General features: G+C 73.7%; 18 protein-coding genes and 5 pseudogenes. 14 read left to right on the forward strand and 9 right to left on the reverse strand.

Annotated elements, in window-relative coordinates; genetic code table 11:
• Positions 1–152: 152 nt before the first annotated feature.
• From DJ476_RS32235 to DJ476_RS32245, 3 genes are all read left to right on the forward strand, one after another.
• A complete protein-coding gene (locus DJ476_RS32235; protein WP_070202825.1) occupies positions 153–626 on the forward strand; it encodes a carboxymuconolactone decarboxylase family protein in 474 nt (157 codons plus the stop codon).
• A 164-nt stretch (positions 627–790) separates the two neighbouring features.
• Positions 791–1,720 (forward strand): oxidoreductase, encoded by a 930-nt coding sequence (locus tag DJ476_RS32240; protein WP_112492169.1) that lies wholly within the window; start codon positions 791–793, stop codon positions 1,718–1,720.
• 142 nt (positions 1,721–1,862) lie between these two features.
• Positions 1,863–2,648 carry an SAM-dependent methyltransferase gene (locus DJ476_RS32245; protein WP_019767118.1) on the forward strand — a complete coding sequence of 262 codons (786 nt, stop codon included), beginning with the start codon at positions 1,863–1,865 and terminating at the stop codon, positions 2,646–2,648.
• 216 nt (positions 2,649–2,864) lie between these two features.
• Here DJ476_RS32245 and DJ476_RS32250 read toward each other — a convergent pair whose 3' ends face one another.
• Positions 2,865–3,548, reverse strand: a complete 684-nt coding sequence (locus DJ476_RS32250) for an HSP18 transcriptional regulator (RefSeq protein WP_112492170.1) — start codon at positions 3,546–3,548, stop codon at positions 2,865–2,867.
• Positions 3,549–3,701: 153 nt separating this feature from the next.
• On the opposite strand from DJ476_RS32250, the gene DJ476_RS32255 reads away from it, so the two are divergent.
• From DJ476_RS32255 to DJ476_RS32265, 3 genes are all read left to right on the forward strand, one after another.
• Positions 3,702–4,133: an Hsp20/alpha crystallin family protein gene (locus DJ476_RS32255; protein ID WP_112492171.1), complete on the forward strand. Its 432-nt coding sequence runs from the start codon at positions 3,702–3,704 to the stop codon at positions 4,131–4,133.
• Between the two features lie 96 nt (positions 4,134–4,229).
• Complete coding sequence (locus tag DJ476_RS32260; protein WP_070202829.1) at positions 4,230–4,625, forward strand: DUF2267 domain-containing protein; 396 nt, start codon at positions 4,230–4,232, stop codon at positions 4,623–4,625.
• A 130-nt stretch (positions 4,626–4,755) separates the two neighbouring features.
• Positions 4,756–5,214, forward strand: a complete 459-nt coding sequence (locus DJ476_RS32265) for a DUF2267 domain-containing protein (protein ID WP_167480414.1) — start codon at positions 4,756–4,758, stop codon at positions 5,212–5,214.
• Positions 5,215–5,347: 133 nt separating this feature from the next.
• On the opposite strand, the gene DJ476_RS32270 is transcribed toward DJ476_RS32265, so the two are convergent.
• A complete protein-coding gene (locus DJ476_RS32270) occupies positions 5,348–5,848 on the reverse strand; it encodes a class I SAM-dependent methyltransferase (protein ID WP_318294832.1) in 501 nt (166 codons plus the stop codon).
• Positions 5,849–6,007: 159 nt separating this feature from the next.
• Between DJ476_RS32270 and DJ476_RS32275 the strand changes: the two are divergent.
• From DJ476_RS32275 to DJ476_RS32295, 5 genes and pseudogenes are all read left to right on the forward strand, one after another.
• Positions 6,008–7,090, forward strand: a pseudogene (locus DJ476_RS32275) (ABC transporter transmembrane domain-containing protein); the annotation flags it as partial.
• A gap of 185 nt (positions 7,091–7,275) precedes the next feature.
• Positions 7,276–7,320: pseudogene (locus tag DJ476_RS35870) on the forward strand (hypothetical protein); the annotation flags it as partial.
• 329 nt (positions 7,321–7,649) lie between these two features.
• Positions 7,650–8,711: an ABC transporter ATP-binding protein gene (locus DJ476_RS32285; RefSeq protein WP_318294833.1), complete on the forward strand. Its 1,062-nt coding sequence runs from the start codon at positions 7,650–7,652 to the stop codon at positions 8,709–8,711.
• Positions 8,712–8,819: 108 nt separating this feature from the next.
• Positions 8,820–11,543: a protein kinase domain-containing protein gene (locus DJ476_RS32290; RefSeq protein WP_112492172.1), complete on the forward strand. Its 2,724-nt coding sequence runs from the start codon at positions 8,820–8,822 to the stop codon at positions 11,541–11,543.
• A 94-nt stretch (positions 11,544–11,637) separates the two neighbouring features.
• Positions 11,638–13,965 carry a protein kinase domain-containing protein gene (locus DJ476_RS32295; RefSeq protein ID WP_112492173.1) on the forward strand — a complete coding sequence of 776 codons (2,328 nt, stop codon included), beginning with the start codon at positions 11,638–11,640 and terminating at the stop codon, positions 13,963–13,965.
• Between the two features lie 108 nt (positions 13,966–14,073).
• On the opposite strand, the gene DJ476_RS32300 is transcribed toward DJ476_RS32295, so the two are convergent.
• The 5 genes and pseudogenes from DJ476_RS32300 to DJ476_RS32315 all read right to left on the reverse strand — a co-directional run bounded on the left by DJ476_RS32300 (position 14,074) and on the right by DJ476_RS32315 (position 17,566).
• Positions 14,074–15,108, reverse strand: coding sequence for an ABC transporter substrate-binding protein (locus tag DJ476_RS32300; RefSeq protein WP_112492174.1), 1,035 nt, complete (start codon positions 15,106–15,108; stop codon positions 14,074–14,076).
• 3 nt (positions 15,109–15,111) lie between these two features.
• The gene (locus DJ476_RS32305) at positions 15,112–15,915 is read right to left on the reverse strand and encodes an ABC transporter ATP-binding protein (protein WP_112492175.1); all 804 of its coding nucleotides are present in this window, start codon (positions 15,913–15,915) and stop codon (positions 15,112–15,114) included.
• 79 nt (positions 15,916–15,994) lie between these two features.
• Positions 15,995–16,045 (reverse strand): annotated as a pseudogene (locus DJ476_RS35875) (hypothetical protein); the annotation flags it as partial.
• 97 nt (positions 16,046–16,142) lie between these two features.
• Positions 16,143–16,553 (reverse strand): annotated as a pseudogene (locus DJ476_RS35880) (iron chelate uptake ABC transporter family permease subunit); the annotation flags it as partial.
• 123 nt (positions 16,554–16,676) lie between these two features.
• Positions 16,677–17,566: pseudogene (locus DJ476_RS32315) on the reverse strand (FecCD family ABC transporter permease).
• 33 nt (positions 17,567–17,599) lie between these two features.
• On the opposite strand from DJ476_RS32315, the gene DJ476_RS35885 reads away from it, so the two are divergent.
• The 3 genes from DJ476_RS35885 to DJ476_RS35890 all read left to right on the forward strand — a co-directional run bounded on the left by DJ476_RS35885 (position 17,600) and on the right by DJ476_RS35890 (position 18,694).
• Positions 17,600–17,761, forward strand: a complete 162-nt coding sequence (locus tag DJ476_RS35885; protein ID WP_241565623.1) for a hypothetical protein — start codon at positions 17,600–17,602, stop codon at positions 17,759–17,761.
• Between the two features lie 97 nt (positions 17,762–17,858).
• Positions 17,859–18,572: an AraC family ligand binding domain-containing protein gene (locus DJ476_RS32320; RefSeq protein ID WP_318294834.1), complete on the forward strand. Its 714-nt coding sequence runs from the start codon at positions 17,859–17,861 to the stop codon at positions 18,570–18,572.
• A complete protein-coding gene (locus DJ476_RS35890; RefSeq protein ID WP_241565634.1) occupies positions 18,524–18,694 on the forward strand; it encodes a helix-turn-helix domain-containing protein in 171 nt (56 codons plus the stop codon). The genes DJ476_RS32320 and DJ476_RS35890 overlap by 49 nt, the downstream gene beginning before the upstream one ends.
• 9 nt (positions 18,695–18,703) lie before the next feature.
• On the opposite strand, the gene DJ476_RS32325 is transcribed toward DJ476_RS35890, so the two are convergent.
• Both DJ476_RS32325 and DJ476_RS32330 read right to left on the reverse strand, forming a co-directional pair.
• Positions 18,704–20,173 (reverse strand): SulP family inorganic anion transporter, encoded by a 1,470-nt coding sequence (locus tag DJ476_RS32325; RefSeq protein ID WP_103419156.1) that lies wholly within the window; start codon positions 20,171–20,173, stop codon positions 18,704–18,706.
• A 603-nt stretch (positions 20,174–20,776) separates the two neighbouring features.
• The gene (locus DJ476_RS32330) at positions 20,777–21,424 is read right to left on the reverse strand and encodes a class I SAM-dependent methyltransferase (protein WP_103419155.1); all 648 of its coding nucleotides are present in this window, start codon (positions 21,422–21,424) and stop codon (positions 20,777–20,779) included.
• Positions 21,425–21,502: the final 78 nt, after the last annotated feature.

Here is a 21,502-nt window from a genome sequence, read left to right on the forward strand (position 1 = left end):
GGCTCGATTCGGCGCAGGGGACGTGGCCGGTGCACCGCGACGACAGAGGTGACGGGTCCGCGTGTCACATCAGGAAGATCCTTTCCGTCCTGAGGGTGGTCGGACACCCTCGAGGTGCAGGGACCGATGACCATCACGAAGGAGCCGGAAAGATGAGCGCCCGACTGAACATGCTCGGCAGCCCCACCGCGGGCACGATCCTGAAGAACCTCACCGCCGCGGGCCGGGCGGTGTCGGAGACCGGGCTGCCCGACAGGACGCGGGAACTGGTGAAGATCCGTGCGAGCCAGATCAACGGCTGCGGGTTCTGCACGGACATGCACACCAAGGAGGCCGCGGCGGCCGGGGAGACGCAGCTCCGCCTCAACCTGGTCGCGGCCTGGCGGGAGGCCACGGTCTTCACCGACGCCGAGCGCGCGGCCCTGGAGCTGACGGAACAGGGCACCCGCATCGCGGACGCGGCCGGCGGCGTCCCGGACGATGTCTGGGCGCGGGCCGCCCAGCACTACGACGAGGAACAGCTCGTCGCCCTGGTCTCCCTGATCGCCCTCATCAACGCCTTCAACCGGCTGAACGTCATCGTCCAGCAGCCTGCGGGCGACTACCAGGTGGGCCAGTTCGGCTGACCCCGGGCTGCCTCCCCCGGCCCCCTTGGGCTCCCCCTCCCCGGCAGGCCTCCGGCCGAACGGCGTGTGAGAGTCGGCCCCCGGCCCCCGTCGCCGGTCGGCCTTCGGCCGACCTCCGGCCGAACGGTGGGTGTGACCCGGCCCCCGCCGGGGAGGTGTGCGGCATGCACTCCTGGAACCTCGACGACATGCCCGACCTCTCCGGCAGGACCGCCGTCGTCACCGGCGCCAACAGCGGCATCGGCGCGGTCACCGCGCTCGCCCTCGCCCGCTCCGGGGCCCGTACTCTGCTCGCCTGCCGGGACCCGGAGCGGGGGCGGCGGGCGCTGGAGGCCGTCCGCCGGGCCGCGCCGCGCTCGGACGCCCGGCTCGTCCGCCTCAATTTGGCGGATCTGGCCTCGGTGGGCGAGGCGGCCGACACCGTCGCGAAGGAGGCGGACGGCCGCCTCGACCTCCTGGTGAACAACGCCGGAGTGATGGCGCTGCCGCTCCTGCGTACGGCGGACGGCTTCGAGATGCAGTTCGGCACCAACCACCTCGGCCACTTCGCCCTCACCCTCCGGCTGCTCCCGGTCCTCGGCGTGACGGGACCCGCCCGGGTGGTGACCCTCTCCTCGCTCGGTCACCGCATCGGCCGCATCGACCTCGGCAACCTCGACGCCGCACGCGGCTACAGCAAGTGGGGCGCCTACGCGCAGTCCAAGCTCGCCAACCTGCTCTTCACCGCCGAACTCGACCGGCGCGCCCGCGCCTCGGGCCGCGACCTCCTCGCGCTCGCCGCCCACCCCGGCCTCGCCGCCACGGAGCTGGGGCAGGCCGGACCGCTGCTGTCCGGCCGGAAGTGGGCGGCGAAGCTGGAGCGGGCGTCGCGCCTGTACACCCAGCCCGCCTCCGCCGGTGCGCTGCCCACGCTGTACGCGGCGACGCTCCCGGACGCGCCCGGCGGCTCGTACTACGGTCCCCGGCACCTGGGCGAGACCCGGGGCGCCCCGGGACCCGCCCGCAGGTCCGGACGGGCGCGGGACAGGAACATGGCGCGGGCACTCTGGGAGGAGTCGGCACGGCTGACCGGGCTGGACGCGGACCTGGTCTGAACGGGACCCGGTCTGAGCGGGAGCCGGTCTGAGCGGGAGCCGGTCCAGCGCGGAGAGGAATGGCGATGTACGGTCAGCTCAAGGCTCTCACCGGCGGTTATGCGGTCAACGGCCTTGCACGGACAGTGAGTAGAGGAGAGACATGAGCGTCGACGACGTTGAGTTCCGCCGCAGGATCCGCTCCGATGTCCCGCACTCGGCGAGGGTGTGGAACGCCTGGCTGGGCGGCAAGGACAACTACCCCGTGGACCGGGAGCTGGCCGACGCGGTGAGCGCCGCCTACCCCCAGATGGTCGACATCGCGCGCGCCTCCCGCGCCTTCCAGGCCCGGGCGATCCGGCACCTCGCCTCCCTGGGCATCCGTCAGTTCCTGGACGTCGGCACGGGTCTGCCGGTGGCGAACAGCACCCACGAGGTGGCCCAGAGCATCGTGCCGGACGCACGGATCGTCTACGTGGACAACGACCCCATCGTCCTCGCCCACGCCCACGCCCTGCTGACCAGCGCCCCGGAGGGCCGGACCGCCTACGTGGACGCCGATCTCTCCGAGACGGACACGGTGGTGGACGAGGCGGCGAAGACGCTCGACCTCTCCGAGCCGGTCGCCGTGCTGCTGCTCTCGACGCTGGGGCACCTCGTCCCGGCCGACGGCATCAGGGTCGTCCAGCAGTACATGGCCCGGATGCCCTCGGGCAGCTACCTGGTGCTCTGCGACACGGTGAAGACCCCGCAGACGCTGGCCGCCCAGGAGGCGTACGACTCCGGCGAGAACCCCCCGTACCTGGTCAGGGAGCCGGAGGAGATCACGGACTGCGCGGCGGGTCTGGAGATCATCGAGCCGGGCTTCCTGTCGATCGCCCTGTGGCGCCCCGAGGAGGACGACCCGGTGCTGGTCGACCAGTGGGGGCTGGTGGCCCGCAAGCCGTAGCCGGGAGCGGGGAAGTGTGGCACGCCCGAGGGGCGGAGGGTTGCGGAACCCTCCGCCCCTCGGGCGTTTCCCCGCGTACGTGTACGTGGTGTTCCTCGCGAGCGGGTCCGGTATGCGGCCTGTCCCGTACGCGGTGTTCCTCGCGCTCCGTTCGGCCCGGCCCGGTTCCGTACGTGGCGTCCGTACGCGGCTCCGCCTGACGTGCCGCTCCCGTACTCAGCCGCCCTGCCGCCGCGCCGCCGTGTCCTCGCGCAGTTCGCCGGTGCGGCGGGTGAGGGAGTCGATCCGGGCGGCCAGCTGCCGTTGCCCCGACGGCAGATGCGGCCGGACCGCCGTGAGCGGGGCGACGAGGAGGGCGGCGTCGTCGGCGGCGAGGGCCTGGCGCAACTGGTCCAGCGGGGCGCCCGCGGGGGAGGGCAGCCCGGTGAGGGCGGTGACCTGACCGGCCAGGGAGCGCAGGTCGGCGGCGTTCTGACGGGCCCAGGTGGTGATGGTGCGGTCGGCCGCGCGCCGGTCCCGGGTGGCCTTGACCCGCTCCTCCCCGGTGGAGCCGAGGGAGCCGGGACGCAGCCGCAGATAGCGGCGCTCGGCCGCCTGCCGGCTGGCGACACCGAGCGGGTCGGCCAGCTCGGCCCAGCTGGCCCCCGCCGCCCGGGCGGCCTCGATCAGCCCGGTCTCCCACCCCGCGAGCCGCTCCCGCAGTTCGCGCAGCAGCTGGAGCGAGGCCAGTGCCTGGGCCCGGTCCGGATCGGTCGCCGGGCCGTCGGCCTGCTCCGCCGTGGCGGTCCGGGCGTCACGGACCGCGCCGTCGATGATGCCCAGCGCCGCGGCTGCGGCGAGGAGGGAGACGGCGTCCGGATCGGGGTGGCGGGTGGGGTCGGGCTGCTCCGCTGCTGACACGGTGACTCCTTCGGCAGGTGCGGTTTCACGACAGGTTCGACGTCATGTCGTCCTTTCGGTGACATTTCATTTGTCATCGAATGGATGACATGCTACAACGGTGTCAGGTGAAACGCGCGGGCTACCGCCCGACCGACTGGAGGTGTTTCCGCAATGCTCATGCGTACCGACCCCTTCCGTGAACTCGACCGGATCACCGAGCAGATCCTGCGCCCCGGCACCTGGTCGCGGCCCTCGGCGATGCCGATGGACGCGTACCGCGAGGGCGACGAGTACGTGGTGGCGTTCGATCTCCCCGGTGTCTCGCCGGACGCGATCGACGTGGACGTCGAGCGCAACATGCTGACCGTCCGGGCCGAGCGGCGGCCGGCCGTCAACGCCGACAACGTCCAGATGGAGCTGTCCGAACGGCCGCTGGGCGTGTTCTCCCGGCAGATCGTCCTGGCGGACACCCTGGACACCGAGCGCATCGACGCCGACTACGACGCGGGTGTCCTGACCCTGCGCATCCCGATCGCCGAGCGCGCCAAGCCCCGCAAGATCTCCATCGGCGCGGGCTCCTCGCGCAAGCAGATCAAGGGCTGACCGGCACCCGGCCCGTCCCCGTCCTCCTTCTGGAGGGGCCCCAGGGGACGGGCCGCCGGGGGAACCCGAGGGGGGACGTCCGAGGGAGCGGTCACCGTGACTCTGCGATGGGAGGCGTTCCTGGACCGGGTCCGGGAACGCGGCACGTACGAGACCCGGGAAGAGGCCGAGCGCGCCGCGCGCGTGGTGCTGGCCCTTCTCGGCGCACACCTGGTGGGCGCGGAGCGGGCCGAACTGGCCGCCCGGCTGCCCGAGACCATGGCCCTGATCCTGCTCAACCCGCTCCAGGCCGCCGAACCGCTCTCGCCCGAGCGGTTCGTGCGCGCCACGGCGGCCTGGATCGAGGGCGCCACCGAACGGACCGCCCTGTGGGACGTGGGAGCCGTCCTCAGCGTCGCCGCCGACGCGGCGGGCGAGGACCTCCTGCGCCGCATCCTGCTGCAGCTGCCGACGGGGTACGACCTCCTCTTCGGCCGCCCGCAGCCCCTGTGACCGCCTGATCACCCCCGGACCCTGTCCGGATCACTCTCGGATCACCCCCGGGGGGTGTACGGCGGCGCTTTCGGAGAAGAAGCCAGAGACAACACGACACCGCAGGACCACGAGAAGGGCTGCTGCCGCCATGATTCCTGAGCCTCGGACCATCGCCGCCCCGAAGGCCATGACGTTCGACCGGCTGCTGGAGAAGATCAGATACGAGGGTGCCTACCCCACCCGGGAGCGGGCGGAGGAGGCCCTGAACGCCGTACTGGGCGGGCTCGGCGCGCAGATCACGGGTGAGGAGCGGGTCGCGTTCGCCGCCGCGCTCCCCAGGGAGGCCGCCCGGGTGTTCACCGCCGAGGCCCCCGGCATCGACCCGGCCCCGGCCGCCCGTTTCGTGGACGATCTGGCCGCGCGGACCGGCGGTACGGCGGCGACCGCCCGCTGGGACGCGGGCACCGTGCTGGCGGCCGTCGCCACGCTGATGGACCCGGCGCTCGTCACCCGGGTCATCGAGTCCCTGCCGCCCGGCTACGCCCTGCTCTTCGGCCGCGCCCAGCTCACCACAGCGGCCCGGACCCAGCTCGGCGCGGCGGCCTGAGCGGTCCGAGCGGCCCAGGAGGCCCGGGCAGCCTGAGCAGTCCAGGGAGCTGGGAGCCCGTGAGGGCCGGGCAGCCCGAACGGCCCGAGAACACCGCCGGGGCCCGGGCGATACCGCCCCGGCCCCCGGCCCGTCACTCCCCGGCGCCGCGCTCCAGCACCCACAGCCGGCGGTCCCACCCGATGTCGTCGCAGCGGCGGACCCGCAGCCCGGCCCGTACCGCCAGTGCGGCCGGCTCGTCCCGCGAGCGCAGCCCCGAGCCGAACAGGCAGGCCGGCCGCAGGTGTTGGAGCGTGGCATCGAGGTCGTCCCCGCCGACGGGACGGATCTGCTCGACCAGGAGCAGCGTCCCGTCGGCGGGCAGGGCGGCGGACGCCTCGGTGAGCGCCAGGACGGCGTCCTCGTCGGCCAGCCGCTCCAGAAGACGCGAGACCAGGACGGTGCTGCCCCCATGCGGCACCGGCCCGGTCTGCGGGATCAGTTCGACGCTCGGTGAGACGTCGGTGTCCAGGATCCGCTCGTCGAGTACCCGGAGTTCGGAGGGCAGAGCCGCGACCTGCCGCTTCGACCGGCCGCTCTCTGCCTCGGACCACGGCCCGCGCGCCGCTCCTACGGTGACCGGACCCGCCCGCACCGCCGCCGCCCGTGACCGAGGACGCAGCCGCCCGGGATCTTCTCCCGCCGCCCCGCCGACCCCGCTGCGCGGCTCCTGCGCCGCACCCTCTCCCGGGTGCGGGGCCACGTCCTGCGCTCGGTCGCCTGGGCCGCCCTGCGCCAGAGCGCCTTCCTGGCCATGCCCTGGCTGCTGGGCCGGGCCGTCGACGCCGGGGTGCAGGCAGGATCGCCCCGCGGCGCGCTGCTGTACGGGGGCGCGTTCCTGGCCGCCGCCTGCGTCGAGTACGCCGGGATGCGCGGCTGGCAGCTGTGGGCCACGCTCGCCGACAACCGGGCCGGGACCTGGCTGCGCACCCGGCTGCTGACGGCGATCCTCGCGGTCGACGCCGACACCCTCCAGCGCCGCACCGGGACCTTCGGGCACATCACCACCCGCGCCACCCGCGACGTGGACACCGTCATCGTCTGGATCCACGGACTGACGACCTGGGTGGTCATCGGCCTCACCGCGCTCGTCCTGGTCCCGGCCGTCGCCGGACTCGACCCGCTGCTCCTGCTGGTCGCCGCCGCCACCGTGCCCGTACTCCTCGCCGTGAACCGGGTCTTCCCGCCGCTCTTCGGCCGCCGCGCCGAACACCTCGCGGCCGCCCACGGGGCCCGGGGCTCCGCCGCCGAACAACTCCTCTCCGCCCACCTCCCGCTCCGGGGCGTCGGCGCCGACCACCTGCTGGTCGAGCGGCACCACCGGCACAGCACCGAGGTCACCCGCGCCACCAAGCGGCTCGCCTCGGTCGGCTCGGTGTGGGAGGCCGTCGCGTTCGCCGTGCCGCTGCTGGCGGTCACCGCAGGGCTCCTCGTCGGCGGTCTCGCCGTGGCCGACGGACGGATCACCGTCGGCGCGCTGACCACCTTCGTCCTCTGGACGGGGACGGTCTCCCTCGCCGTCAACGCGATGATCGCCCGGCTCGGGGGCTTCGCCGAGGCCCGGGTCGCGGCGGACCGGATCGCCCGCATCCTGGAACTGCCCGAACCGGCACGCCCGTACGTCGACCTGCCCGGGCGGGACGTCCTGCGGGTGGACGGGCTGACCGTACGGAGGCCCGACCGGGCGGCCGTCGGGCCGCCGACCCTCACCGCCGCCCCCGGCGAGTGGGTGGTGCTCACCGGCCCCACCGGCTCCGGCAAGAGCACCCTGCTCCGGGCCGTCGCCCAGCTCGTGCCCGCATCCGGCACCGCCGCCTACGGAAAGGTACCGCTGGCCCGCCTGGATCCGGAACAGCTGTACGCCCTGGTGGGGTTCGTCCCCGAAGGGCCCCTCCTGCTCCACGGCACCGTCCCGGGAACCTGCTCCTCCCCGGCGACCGGCCGCCCGCCGAGGTCGCCGCCGCGCACACCGCCGGACTCGACCTGGCGCTGGCCCAGTCGGCCGACGGCCTGGACACGCAGGTGGGGGAGCGCGGTGGGGCGCTCTCCGGCGGTCAGCGCCAACTGGTCACCCTGGCACGGGCGTTGCTCCGCGACTCGCCCGTCCTGCTGCTCGACGACGTCACCTCCGCCCCGGACGCCGCCACCGAGGCCGCCGTGCTGGACCGGCTCCGCGCCGCCACCGCCGACCGGATCGTCCTCTTCGCCACCCACGCCCCCGCCGTCCGCGCCCGCGCCGACCGGGAGATCACCCTCGCGGCGCCTCCCGTATCCGGCACCAGGGGCACGGCCGCCGCCACCCCTACGGCACCCGGCACCGGGCAGGCCACCACCGCCGCCACCGCCACCCTCCCCGCACCCGCCGCACCCCCCCGCCCCCGAACAGGAACCGCTCCATGGCTGACCCCGCGCTGCTCACCGATCTCCCCGACCAGCGTGCCGTCCTCCGCCGAGCCGCCCCCTTCCTGGCCGGACACCGCCTCGCCGTCGCCGCCACCGTCCTCCTCCTGCGTCTGAACCAGCTGGCGTTGACCCAGGCGGTCTGTGTGGCGGGGCTGCTCGTGGTCAGTGCGGTCATGGTGGGGCGCGGGGCGCTGAGCGTCGGCGTGGCGGTGGTGTTCGTCCTGGCGACCCGGGACATCTTCCACCGCTTCGAGGACCTCGCCGGGGCCGTCGGGGACGCCCGCGAGGCCCACGTACGGCTCGCACGACTTCTGGACCTCCTCCGCGCGACCGGCGAGGAGCACCGCCCGGCCGCCCGCGGCCAGCTGCCCCCGTGCGGTGAACTCGCCCTGGAGAACGTCACGTTCGGCTACCGCACCGGTCCACCCGTCCTCGACGCGCTCACGCTCGCCGTCGACAGCGGCGAACGGCTCGTCATCGCCGGGGAGACCGGCTCCGGCAAGTCCACCCTGGGCAAGCTCCTGGCCGGGCTGTACGCCCCCGACCGGGGCACCGTCCGCTTCGCGGGCCACGACCTCGCCACGGTGGACCCGGACCGGCTGCGCTCCAGGACCGTCCTCGTACCGCAGGGAGTGCCCCTCGTCGACGGCACCCTCGCGGAGAATCTGGCCATGACGGCGGGCAGCCCCGACCGGGCGGCCGTGGCCCGCACCCTCGGGCTGCTCGGGCTGACGGAGTGGGTGGACTCCCTCCCGTACGGGCTCGACACCGCCGTCTCCACCCGGACCCTCTCCGCCGGGGAGCGGCAGCTCGTCGCCGTCGCACGGGCCGCGCTCACCGATCCGGCGGTGCTGATCCTGGACGAGGCGACCGCCGGGGTCGACCACGCGACCGCCGCCCGCATCGAGGAGGCGCTCTCCACCCTCGTCGTCATCGCCCACCGCGCGGACACCCTCGCCCGAGGCCGCCGCCTGCTGCGCATGCCCGGAGGCCGCCTCACCGACGTCGTGCAGGAGGAGGCCGACAGGGTTCTGAAGTGTGCGGCTGATGGCTGAGGGCCGTGCCCGGGCGGCGGCCGAGGGTGGCGCGGAAGGTTGCCAGGTGCAAGGCTTGATCGTCGGATGGGCCGCGAAGGCGGCGACGCGTCAACGGGGGTGTGGAGCATGGCAGTCGGAGAGTCGGCCGGGGACGGGCCGGGCAGGGGAGTGCTCGGTGCGCTGCCGGAGCGGGCGCCCCGGCGTATCGGCCCGTACCGGATCCTCGCCCGTCTGGGCGCGGGTGGCATGGGCGAGGTCTACCTCGGCGCCGACACCCGCCCGGCGCCCTGGGGCACCGGGCCGCAGCTGGCGGCGGTCAAGACCGTCCGGCGCGAACTGGTGGGGGACCGGGCGTTCCGTGACCGGTTCCGCCGCGAGATGGACACCGCCCGCTCGGTGGAGAGCCGTTTCGCCGCCCGGCTGCTGTCCGGCGACGCGGAGGCCGCGGAACCGTGGCTGGCCACCGAGTACGTGGCCGGGCCCACGTTGGAGCAGGCGGTCCGCGCGGCCGGGCCCCTGCCCGTGGCGACCGTGCGGGCCCTCGGGCTCGATCTGGTCCGGGGGCTGCGCGGCATCCACCACGCCCGTGTCCAGCACCGGGACCTGAAACCGTCGAACGTGCTGCTCGGCCGGGACGGCGCCAAGGTGATCGACTTCGGCATCGCGCGGGCCTTCGGCGCCAGCACCATGACCGCGACAGGGGCGATGCTGGGGTCACCGGGCCATATGTCCCCGGAGCATGTGCTGGGCGGACGGCATGTGGTGGCGGCGTCGGACGTCTTCTGCCTGGCCTCGGTGCTGTGCTACGCCGCTACTGGCGAATCCCCGTTCGGCAACGGCCCGTTGGCGGCCGTGCTCTACCGGATCTCGCAGGCGGAGGCGGATCTCCGCGCGGTGCCCGACGCCGTGCGCGAGCTGATCGAGGACTGCCTGTCCGCCGATCCCGCCCGCCGGCCCGACTCGACGGCCCTGGAGGAACGGTTCCGTGCGGCGGTCCTGGCGGACCCCCGGACCGCAGCGGACGAGTCCGCGCCGCCCCATGAGCCCGCAGTGCACCGGGAACCCGCCGAACCGCACGAGTCGGAGCTGCCCCACGAGCCCACACCGCCCCGCCAGCCCGGCGCGTCCGAGCGGGAGCCCGGTGCTCCGGAGGACGCCCGGCCCGGGAGCGGCGGCGACCGGCCGTTCTGGCCGCCCGTGGTACGGGAGTTGGTGGCCGCTCACGAGAGCGAACTGGCCGCCGTCGTGGCGGCGGCGGGCCCTCTCACCGCCCATGCGCCCACGATGCCGGGCGCCTCGCCCGTCCACAGCGCCGAAACGGTCACCCGTCCGCCGGGCGGCCCCGACCCCGTGGCGTCCCCCGGCGCGGCCCCCACCGTTCCCGACGCCCCTCGCCCCGGTCGGCGCCGTCGCACGATCGCCGCGGCGGTCGCGGCGGTGCTCGTCCTCGGTGTGCTGGGCGCCGTGGGTCTGCGGGCCTGGCAGAACGACGGTGGCGGGGACGAGGCCGGGGGCGGAGGGCCGGGGACGGCGGCTCCGGCCGGGCCGTCCGGTTCGGCCTCCCCCTCGGAGTCCGGCTCACCGCCGGGCGGGGCCACGGCAGGCACCGGGCTGGGCCCGCTCGGTGCCGAACGCAGCCGCTACTTCCCGGCGGCCCCCGACGCCCGCCCGGCCGGCTGGAAGCCGTGGTCGGCCAAGCTCGACGAGCGGCCGTGGAGCTGTGCCCTGAGCCCCGACGTGCTGGTCTGCCGCACGCTCGCGGGCGGGCTTGAGGCCGTCCGTCCGTCCGACGGCAGACCCTTGTGGAAGGCGGCCTCTCCCTTCCCCGGCGACCGCGCGGTCACCGGCAACCGGGGTGTCGTCCTCCCGGGGCGCGGCAGCAGCCCGCTCATCCAGGACGATGTCGTCGTCACCATGGAGGCCGGTGTGATCAGGGGCCGCTCGGCCGCGGACGGGGCGGTCCGCTGGGAGAGCGACCCGGGCGGCGGCGAGGAGACCGAGGTCTACGGAGACCCGCTGCTCGGTGAGGACGTCGCGTTCTTCACCCTGGGCGGCGCGGGAAGCGTGTACGCGGTGGACGTCCGCAGCGGCGAACGGCTGTGGCAGGCGGAACTCACCTCGCACGACGCCCCGATGGCCGGGTACGGCCGCTACCGCGCCGAGGTGTTCGTGGAGGGCAGGCTCATCGCCGTGACCGACGGCGGCCTGGTCGCGTTCGACGCCCGGACCGGGAAGCGGACACCGGTGACCGTACCGGGGGACAAGAGCTGCGCCGCGATGCGCGTCCACGGCGGCCAGGTCTACTGCGACATCGAGGGCCAGGACACCGCGGTCCTGGACGCCGTCACGCTGCGCCCGATCCTCGATGAGCTGGACCCGGGCAGCCGCGCTCCCCGGGCCCGGGGCGTCGTCGCCGCCGGAGGCCGGGAGTACGCCCTGGAACCGAATGAGGCCAAGGGCGCGGTCGAGCTGACCGACCTGTCGGCCACCGGCGCCGACCGGTCCCCGCGCACGGTCGGGGCGCTGCCCGGACCGGAGGCGGACCAGGCGGGGTCGGCGAAGGGCGGCGGCCTCCACTCGGAGCCGGTGATCGTCGGATCCACGGCTCTCTTCGCCGACAACCGGAGCCTCTACACCCTGCCCCTGCGCGGCGGCGGGAGCCAACGGCACGACATCGAGGGAGCGCCCGGACACGGGCCGCCCGCTGGATCCGGTACTGGCACCGACGGCACCGGGGAATTCGACGACCTGGCGGACAAGGCCTGGGCGCCCGAGGTGATCTCGATCGGCGGAGTGCTCTACCTGGTCTTCCACGACGGGACCGTCCGGTCCGTCGAACTGCCCGCCTGACGAACGGGGCCGCCGTCCCGCGAGCCCCTGCTCAGCCCCGACCGCAGACCCGTCCGGCTCCCCGTGGCGCCGGACCGTTCCCGAGAGGTACCCCGTGCTGCGCCCGCTCGACTCCGACTCCCCGTACGAGATCGGCCCGTACCGCCTGCTCGCCTCACTCGGCTCCGGCGGGATGGGCACGGTCCATCTCGCCGTCCCGTCCGGCGGCGGCACCGCGGACCTGGTCGCGCTGAAGACCGTACGCCGCGATCTGGAGCAGGCAAGCGACTTCCGGCTCCGCTTCCGGCGCGAGGCGGAGGCGGCGCGTGCCGTCCGCGGCCCGTACGTCTCCGCGCTCGTCGATGCCGCCCCGGACGCCGAACGGCCCTGGCTGGCCACCCAGTACATCGCCGGGCCCTCACTGGAGGAGGCGGTGGACCGACGGGGCCCGCTCCCCGTGCCCGTCGTCCGGGACCTGGGCGCGGCCGTCGCCCGCGGGCTGGCGGCCGTGCACGGCGCACGGCTCGTCCACCGGGACCTGAAACCGGCCAATGTCGTCCTCGGCGCCACGGGACCTCGGCTGATCGACTTCGGCATCGCCCAGGCCTACGACGCGACGGCGTTGACGGCGACCGGGGTCATGGTGGGGTCGCCGGGCTTCATGTCGCCCGAGCACATCGCGGCCGACCGGTCGGTGACCGGTGCGTCCGACGTGTTCTGCCTCGGGGCGGTGCTCTGTTTCGCCGCCACCGGCCACGGGCCGTTCGAGGACAGCGAACTCGCCGCGATCGTGCACCGCATCGCCCAGGGGCGGCCCGACCTCTCCCGGGTGCCGGAGGAGTTGCGGCAGATCGTGACCGACTGTCTGCACCGGGACCCCGGCCGCAGACCGACGACCGCGGAACTGATCCGCGCGCTCGACACGTCCTCCCCGCCGGACCGACCGGGCGTCCGCCCGGCACCGGCACCCCGGGCCTTCCCCTGGCCGGACGACGTGCGTGAGCTGATCGGTACGTACGAGAGCGCCGCGGCGGCGGCCCTGGCCGCGCCTCCCATGCCCCGGACCGCCCCGGCCCCGGCGCCGCCCTCGGCCGGACCTCCGGCGGGGCACCCCGCCGGGCAGACCCGCGCCGGGGGACCGGCCGGGGCGCGCGGCCGTCGACGGGGCCTCGCCGTCGCGGCGGGGGCGGCGGTGCTCGCCGGAGTGCTCACGGCCGTCCTGCTGCTCCTCCCTGACGATCCGGCACGCCGTACCCCGGGCGACTCCCGTGCGACACCGGAGCGGAGCGCCGGGGCGAGCGGGGGAGCCACCCCCTCGCCCACGCCACCCCCGCGCACCGCCCCCATAGCCGCGAGCAAGATGTCGGACTTCGGGCCCGATGCCCTGGACCGCACCCTCCAGCCCGAGGACTGGCGGCCCTGGGCGGTCTCCTTCGAGGGGCCCGGCGCGGCGGACGACTGCGCGCTCAGCGGCGACGTACTGGTCTGCCGGCTCCGGGACGAGCCGACCCGGCAGACCCGGCTGGAGGCGCGGGACGCCTCCGACGGCTCCCGGCTGTGGAGCTATCCCGCCGAGGGCGAGGCCACCGGCCTCCTCGGGGTCGGCGGCCTCGACGTGGACGACCGGCACGCCTATGTCACCGCGGCCGACGGGGAGGGCTTCGAGGTGCTCGACCTGTCCGACGGCAAGCCGGTCGCCCGGCTGCCCGGCCGGACCGGGTACGACCCGTCGGTGGTCCGCGTCCACGACGGGCGGATCTTCACCTCGTACGCGGGCGGCGCCGGAGCGGGCCTGGCCGCCAACATGCTCTTCCGCGCGTACGACGCCGACGACCGCGCCCAGGTCTGGGAACGGGTGATCCCCTGGGCGTTCACGCCGAGCCTGGACATCGTGGGCGACCGCGTGTGGCTCACCGGCAGCCGGGCCACCTTCACCCTCGACCCGGAGACCGGGAAGACGCTGGCCGAGGCCCCGTGGAACTGTGACCGCCGCATCCGCGGCGCTCTCTACGACGCCTGCAACGGCCGCGTCGTGGACGCACGGACCCTGCGGCCGGTGGGCAACGGCACCTACCCGGGCATCCCGGAGGCCGTGAGCCGCGAGGGACTCCTCTTCGTCGAGGGGGACGGCCGTCGTGCGGGCTCCCGGTACATCGCGGCGGTCGACGTGCGGAGCGGGGACGAGCGGTGGACCGCGCCCTGGACGCGCGGGGACTCCGTGGTGGTGGCCGGGGACAGGCTGCTGGTCTTCGGCGGTGACGGTGTGCGCACCTTCGCCCTGGCCGACGGCGCCCCGGGGGCGGCCCTGAGCACCGTCCGGAACTGGCCCCTGGAGGGCGGTACCGCCGGGAGCAAGGTCCAACCGAGCGTGGTGCTGGTGTCCGGCGGGGCCTACTTCCTCGCTTTCGGCGACGGTACGGTGATGACGGCCCCGGTCCCCTGACCCGCCTCCGGGGTCCGGGCCCGCCCCGGGCCCGGACCGGCCGCCGTGGTCGGGCCGGCCGATGCGACCGGCGCCGTCACCGACCGGCAGGCCACCCCTGTCCGGGCGCTACTCGCCCGCGACCGCCTTCGCCAGGATCGGCGTCAGGTTCTCCACCACCCACGGGGCGCTCAGCGCGTCCGGGTAGGCGATGGCGGAGGCGAGCGTGTTCTCCGAGGGCACCACCGCGAAGTGCTTGTTCTTCACCACGTCCAGCGAGCGGAACAGCTTGTTGCTCTCCAACTCCGAGGCGGAGAGCAGCCCTTCGTCCCCGAACGGGTAGGTCATCAGCAGGACGTCGGCCTCCAGCTCGTCCAGGTTCTCCAGGCTCACGCTGTCCTTGTCGGCGGTGTAGTTCTTGGACCGGGGGTGCTTGACCAACCCCAACTGCTCGAAGACGCCCGGGTCCTGGTCGGCGAAGGACATGTAGGTGATCTGCTCGGGGTGGACGACGGAGTAGGTGTACGTCTTCCCCTTGAAGTCCGGGTGGGCCGCGGCCGCTTCCTTGACGGTCTTCTCGTTGGCCGCGATCACCTCTTCCGCCTTCTCGCTGAGGCCGAGCGCCTTGGCGGCGGTCTTGAGCCGCTCCTGCCAGGTCAGCGTGTTGGCCTGGTTCTTGTCGGCGAAGGTGACGACCGGGGCGATCGGGCTGAGCTTGGCGTAGTCGGTGTCCACGTCCCAGGTGTTGACCCCGAGGATGATGTCCGGCTCCTCGGCGGCTATCGCCTCGTAGTCGGTGCCGTCCGTGTCGTCGTACGTCTTCAGCTTCTTCTTGCCCAGCTTCTCGACCGCCCGCTGCTTGTACTCGGCGACCGGGTCGCCGTCCTCCACGTCCGGGGTGATCACCGGGACCAGACCGAGCGCCAGGGCGATGGAGGTGTCGCCGTCCGAGACGGTGGCCACCCGGACCGGCTTCTCCTTCACCTCCGTACGGCCCCAGGCGGTGGTGAGCGAGACGGGGAAGGAGCCGTCACCCGCGGCGGCCGCCTTCCCGTCGGAGGAGCCGGTGTCGGAGGGGCCCGAGCAGGCGGTGAGGAGGCCGAGGCAGGTGGCGTAGGCGAGCACGGCGGCGACGAGCGGCCGACGGCGTACGGAAAGGGACATCGTTCACTTCTCCTGCGTGAGGGTGCGGCGGCCCAGGGGGAAGATCTGGGGCTTCGCGGTACGGGGATGGGGGACGACGACGCAGTTCAGACCGAACACGTCGGCGACGGTTTCCTCGGTGAGCACATGCTCGGGCGGTCCCTGGTGCACGATCCGGCCGTCGCGCATGGCGACGATCGACGCGGCGTACAGGGCGGCCTGGTTGAGGTCGTGGGAGACCAGCACGATCGTCTTGCCGGTCTTCTCGTTGAGATCGCCCAGCAGGTCCATGACCTCGAACTGGTGGGCGATGTCGAGATAGGTGGTGGGCTCGTCCAGCAGCAGCGCCGGGGTGTCCTGGGCGAGTGCCAGCGCGATCCAGACACGCTGGCGCTGACCGCCGGACAGTTCGTCCACCGGGCGGTCGATCAGCTCGGCCGTCCCGGTGGCCAGCAGCGCGTCGGTGATCAGCGCATCGTCGGCCGCCGTACGCCGCTGGCCGAACCGGCGGTGCGGATGGCGGCCCCGCCAGACCAGATCACCGACCGCGATCGACTCCGGGGCGATGGGGGACTGCGGCAGGATGCCCAGCTTCCGGGCCACCTCCCGGGTCGGCATCGCGTGGATGTCGGAGCCCTCCAGGAGCACCGAGCCCGAGGCGATCGGCAGCAGCCGGGCGACGGACTTCAGCAGCGTGGACTTCCCGCAGGCGTTCGGGCCGACCAGCGCCGTGATCTCCCCGGCGGGGATCGCGACCGAGAGACCGTCGATGACCGGGACCTTGCCGTACCCGGCGGTGATGGAGCGGGCTTCGATGTGGTGGGTCACGACGTGGCTCCGGTCTGCGCCGAAGGATCAGCCAGACGAAGTAGGGCGCGCCGAGCAGCGCGGTGAGGACCCCGGTCGGGACCGGGCTGATCAGAGGGGCGTTCTGGGCGAGGACGTCGGCGCCGAGCACCAGGGCCGCGCCGACGAACGGGGCGAGCCCGAAGGGCCCGGTCCGCGCCGACCAGCCGGGCGGCGATCGGCCCGCTGATCAGCGAGACGAAGCCGATCGGCCCGACGACGCTGGTGGCGAGCGCCGCCGCGCCCGCACCGAGCGCGAGGACGGCGACCCGGGCGGCGGGCACCGATGTGCCGAGCCCGGTGGCCAGTTCGTCCCCGAGCGACATGCTGCCCAGCGGGCGGCCGAGCCGCGCGGCACAGTCCCCGCAGACGGCCAGCCCCATGGCGAGCGCGGACACCCCGGTCCGGTCGGCGCCGTTGACGCTGCCGACCAGCCAGCGCATCGCGACGGCGATGCTGTGCTGGTCGGCCAGGCTGAACAGGCAATTGGTGTACGCGGTGCAGACCCCGCTCAGCCCGATCCCCACCAGCACCAGCCGGTAGGTGTTGAGCCCGCCGCGCAGACTCAGCGCGTACACCAGACCCAGCAGCACCGGGGCGACGAGCAGCCCGAGCAGCACCGCGGTCAGGACGGAGACGGCGAGGACCGTACGGCGCGTCCGGGCGCCGGTCCGCCAGCAGCCGGGCGAGCGTCGCCTCGCGCAACGCGGAGTCGGGTGCGGCGACCCGTATCAGCAGGTCCATCAGACACGCACCAGATTCCGGCGGCGGGCCAGCCAGACGAAGAACGGGGTGCCGATCACCGCCGTCATCACGCCCACCTGGATCTCGCCGCGGCCCAGCACCAGCCGGCCCGCGATGTCCGCGCCGATCAGCAGGATCGCCCCGCACGCCATCGACAGCGGCAGCGACCACCGGTGGTCCGCCCCCGCCAGCATCCGGGCGCAGTGGGCGGCCACCAGACCCACGAACGCCACCGGTCCACGGCGGCGGTGGCGGCCGGGCAGAGCAGCACCGCCACCGCCGCGCCCAGCAGTTGGGCCCGCTCGACCCGCACCCCGAGCCCGCGCGCCGCGTCCTCGCCCATGCTCAGCACATTGAGGGTGCGGCCGAACGGCAGCGCCAGCAGCAGTCCGGCGACCGCGAACGGCAGGATCTCGTCCAGCACCTTCGCCCGCCCGGTGAGCTGCCCCACCGACCAGAACCGCAGATGCGCGTAGACCGCCTCGTCCCGGACCACCAGCAGGGTGATCAGCGACGACATCACGGCGGCCAGCGCCGCCCCGGCCAGCACCAGCCCGAGGGTGGAGCTGCCCGCGTTGGTCCGGGTCCCGATCAGATAGACCAGCGCCGAGGTGACCCCGGCCCCCGCCAGCGCCAGCCAGAAGTATCCGGTCACCCCGCTGATGTCCAGGAACAGGATGCCGAGCACGACGAACATGGCCGCGCCCTGCTCGACGCCCAGGATCCCGGGGTCGGCCAGCTGGTTCATTGTCAGCGCCTGCATCATCAGCCCCGAGGCCCCCAGCGCGGCCCTCACGGTCAGCCCGAGGAGGGTGCGCGGAATCCGCTCGGTCCACAGGATATGGCTGTTGTATCCGGTGCTGTCGGGGTGCTGCAGGATGCGCACCACCTCCGGCGGGGAGATGTCACGGAGCCGAGCGCGATGCTCGCGACGACCGCGACGAAGAGAAGGGCGCAGGCGGTCACCACCAGCGCCGTACCGCGCGAGGAGCGGATCCTCGCCGGTGGCGCTGGTGGTGGCGCCGGCGGGGACGTGGCGTACATGGGGATTCCTGGGCTCCTCACCTGGGCAAGCCGCAGGTGAGGTTACCCTTATCCAACTTTGGGACGGTCCAATGCCGGAACCGTTGCGCTCACAATCAGGTGTCAACTAGCCGGCCCCGCGCTGCTCGGAGGACGGTGTGGCGGAAGCTGCCCTGCGGACCGTGGCCCCGACCGGAGCCGAGCCCGCGCCCGAAACGCAGGCCGGAGCCCGGGCCGCGTCCGAGGCGTCGGCCGGAGCCGAGCCCGCGTCCGAGGTCCTGGTCGACGACGAGTTCATCGCGGCCGGAGGACACCCGACCCATGTCCACGACTTCCACCAGTTCCTCCACGTACCGCTGGGCCGGATCGTGGTCACCGCGCTCGGCCGCGACCACGAACTCTCCCCGTCGGTCGCGCTCTGGATCCCCGCCGGCATCCCGCACAGCGCCCGCTTCGACCCCGACTCCCTGGTGGTCCCGGAGAACTTCGACCCGGAGCTGCACCGGCTGCCCTACTCCGAGGTGACCAGCGTCAACGTCTCCGGCGCCCAGCGGCAGCTGCTGCTCAGCCGGATGCGCGCGTCGGAGCCCACCGAGGAGAACCCGGCGCTCTTCGCCGCCCTCTGCTCAGGCCACCGCGACGTCCTGCCGCTGCCCCGGCCCACCGGACGGTCCGCCGCGACCGTGGCCGGTGAGCTGATGCGCAACCCGGGGGACCCCCGTACGGCCTCCGAGTGGGCCGAGAGCCTCTACACCAGCTCGACCAGCCTGCGCCGGGATTCCGCGCCGAGACCGGGCTCGCCTTCTCCGAGTGGCGGACCCGGCTGCGCCTCAACCACTCGCTCCAACTGCTCGCCGCCGGGCACATGGTGAGCACGGTCGCCGCCCGGCTCGGCTTCGTCTCCACCAACGGCTACATCCTGGCCTTCCGGCGCTACTTCGGCGAGACGCCGGGCGCCTGTGTGAAGCGCTCGGCGACCCGCACGGCCGCCTGAACCACCGGTCTACCGGCGGATCGTCACCGGCTCGATCTCCGCGTGGTTGTGCCGGCGCGCCCAGTTCTCCAGGGCCACCCGGCAGGCGTGGTCGAGGTGGCGCAGCCCGGTCAGGTCCAGCTCTATGGGCTGGTCCTGCGGCAGCTTCTCCAACTGCTCCAGGATGCGCGGCAGCCGCAGGAAGGTCGCGTTGCCGGTGAGTGTCACCACGACCCGGCCGCCGGTCAGCTCACGTGTGGAGAGCTGTACGTGGGAGGTCTCCCAGGCCGACTTGACCACGGCGAGCAGCAGCCCCAGCACCACACCCTCGAAGAGGTTGGTGACCACGATGGCGAGCGCGGTGACCGCCAGGAGCACGGCCTCCCCGCGGTGTTCGCGCCAGAGCGGGCCGAACTCCTTCCAGGGCACCAGCTTGCACCCGGCGTGCACCAGGATCCCGGCGAGCGAGGCGAGCGGGATGATGCCGATGGCGGCGGGCAGCAGCGCGGCGAAGAGCAGCAGCCACACGCCGTGGGCGACCCGGGAGAGCGCGGTGGTGGCCCCGGCCTGGACGTTGGCCGCGCTGCGGACGATGACGGCGGTCATGGGGAGCGCGCCGAGCGCCCCGCAGATGGTGTTGCCCACGCCCTGGGCGACCAGCTCCTTGTCGTAGTTCGTACGGGGACCGTCGTGCATCCGGTCGATGGCCGCCGCGCTGAACAGGCTCTCGGCCGAGGCGATCAGGGCGAAGGCGAGGACGGTGCCGATGACGGCCACGTTGGCCAGATTGCCGAACTCGGCGGCGCCCGGCAGGTCGATGGCGTGCAGCAGCCCGTTCACATCGGCCACCATCGGCCGCAGCCCGGCCAGGGCGGCGACGGCGGTGGCGAGGCCGACCGCGGCGAGGGGGGCCGGGACGATCCGTACGCGGGCGGGGAGCTTGGGCCAGATCAGCAGGACGGCGACGGTCCCGGCGCCGAGGCCGAAGGCGGTCATCGCCTCGGTGTCGGTGACGATCTCGGCGGCCAGCCCGGGGAGTCCGGCGAGCTTGGCGAGGGCGGTGTCCGGCTGTGCGGTGTCGGCCATCGCGTAGAGCTGGCCGAGCACGATGACCAGGCCGATGCCCGCGAGCATGCCCTGCACCACGGAGACGGAGATGGCGCGGAACCAGCGGCCGAAGCGCGCGAAGCCCATCACCACCTGGAGCAGACCGGCGGCCAGGACGATCGGCCCGAGCGTGGCGAGACCGAACTCGGTGACCGCCTCGTAGACGAGGACGGTGAGACCGGCGGCCGGGCCGCTGACCTGGAGCTTGCTGCCGGGCAGCAGGCCGACGACGATGCCGCCGACGATCCCGGTGACCAGGCCGAGTTCGGCCGGTACGCCGGAGGCGACGGCGATGCCGACGCAGAGGGGAAGGGCGACCAGGAAGACGACGAGTGACGCCAGCAGGTCACGTCGTACGACGTGGGGGTTCTTGAGTTCCTTCACGGAGATCACGGTGACGATTCCCTCGGGGGTCAGATCCGTGCCCGGCCGGGGCCGGGCACGGAAAGGGTGGGGGCGGGAAGCCGTCAGAGGCGGCCGCACGACGGGCCGCTCTCCGGCCGGTGAACGCTGATCGGTCCGGGGCGCACCGCGCCGCGGACCGAAGGGAAAGGTCTCGGGGGCCGGGCGTACGTGGGGAGCCCGGCCTCCTTTGCGTTCGCGGTGTCGTGCTCGGTGAAAGTCCGGGCGGGTAAGACAAGGGACTTCATGGGGTGGCCTGCCTCCTGCGCCCGGTGGTTCCGGGGAGCGGTGTGGTCGGGTCATGGGGACGAATGCGCTGATTAAATCCGGATGAATGTTCGGAGGAGGAGTTGTGTTCCACCTCCCGCTTTTGTCGAACATCCGGGCTGTGAAGCCGTGCGCACGGCATCCGAACGGGTACGACTACAGCTCAGCATATAGACGAGAACTTTGCTATCGCATTACCTTCTCGTGAAGGAGCGCGAATGCGCCATTCTTGTCATTCATTCGGCTTGTTCTTTGTGATTGCGAAAACCTTTGGGGCAATGGCGCCCTATGCGACGGCAGGGGAGCGGGATGCGTCCTGCGGGGGCGTCAGGGACGGCGGCCGTCCAGGAAGAGATGCGGCTCGGGCTCGCCCATCGGGTGGTCCGGGGTGAACAGCACGCTCTGCCGCTCCTCGACCGTGAACCCCGCCCCGGCCACCACCGAGACGAACTCCTCCTCGCCGAAGCTCGACACCACCACCGGCTGCCCCATGAACACCGCGCTCACCTCCGCCACGTCCACCGGCACCGTCGCCACGGCCAGCCGGCCGCCCGGCCCCACCGCACGGGCGAGGCGGCCCAGCAGCTCCCGCTGCTCGCCGCGCGCCAGCTGGAGCAGCGAGAAATAGACGCAGACGGCGTCGAACTCCCCGTCCACCAGAGGCAGCTCACGGATGTCCCCGCACCGGAACTCGGCCTCCGGCACCTGCCGGGCCGCCAGCGCGGTCATCACCGGCGAGACGTCGACCCCCACCACCCGGTGCCCGGCCGCCGCCAGCCGCCGCGCGGTCGGCACTCCCGTACCGCTCCCCACGTCCAGCACCCGGCTGCCCGGCGCGAGCCGCTCCAGCAGCCGGTCCAGCGAGGCGTGGTGGGCCGCCGAACCGCCGAACGCCCGCTCGTACTCGGCGCCCAGCGCGTCGAACACCGTCGCTGCGGGGAGCCCCGCGGGCCGTCCAGGGGTCTGGTCGCTCATGGGCGTGGTCCTTCCGGTGGTACGGGGCTCCGCGAAGCCTCCGTACGAGGGGCTCCGCGAAGCCTCCGTACGAGGGGC

The sequence above is a fragment of the Streptomyces bacillaris genome (assembly GCF_003268675.1).
Taxonomy (GTDB): domain Bacteria; phylum Actinomycetota; class Actinomycetes; order Streptomycetales; family Streptomycetaceae; genus Streptomyces; species Streptomyces bacillaris.

Coding starts and splice junctions, on each gene's coding strand:
- DJ476_RS32235 (WP_070202825.1), top strand. CDS start 153: ATGAGCGCCCGACTGAACATGCTCGGCAGCCCCACCGCGGGCACGATC.
- DJ476_RS32240 (WP_112492169.1), top strand. CDS start 791: ATGCACTCCTGGAACCTCGACGACATGCCCGACCTCTCCGGCAGGACC.
- DJ476_RS32245 (WP_019767118.1), top strand. CDS start 1,863: ATGAGCGTCGACGACGTTGAGTTCCGCCGCAGGATCCGCTCCGATGTC.
- DJ476_RS32255 (WP_112492171.1), top strand. CDS start 3,702: ATGCTCATGCGTACCGACCCCTTCCGTGAACTCGACCGGATCACCGAG.
- DJ476_RS32265 (WP_167480414.1), top strand. CDS start 4,756: ATGATTCCTGAGCCTCGGACCATCGCCGCCCCGAAGGCCATGACGTTC.
- DJ476_RS32285 (WP_318294833.1), top strand. CDS start 7,650: ATGGCTGACCCCGCGCTGCTCACCGATCTCCCCGACCAGCGTGCCGTC.
- DJ476_RS32290 (WP_112492172.1), top strand. CDS start 8,820: ATGGCAGTCGGAGAGTCGGCCGGGGACGGGCCGGGCAGGGGAGTGCTC.
- DJ476_RS32300 (WP_112492174.1), bottom strand. CDS start 15,108: ATGTCCCTTTCCGTACGCCGTCGGCCGCTCGTCGCCGCCGTGCTCGCC.
- DJ476_RS35885 (WP_241565623.1), top strand. CDS start 17,600: ATGCTCGCGACGACCGCGACGAAGAGAAGGGCGCAGGCGGTCACCACC.
- DJ476_RS32330 (WP_103419155.1), bottom strand. CDS start 21,424: ATGAGCGACCAGACCCCTGGACGGCCCGCGGGGCTCCCCGCAGCGACG.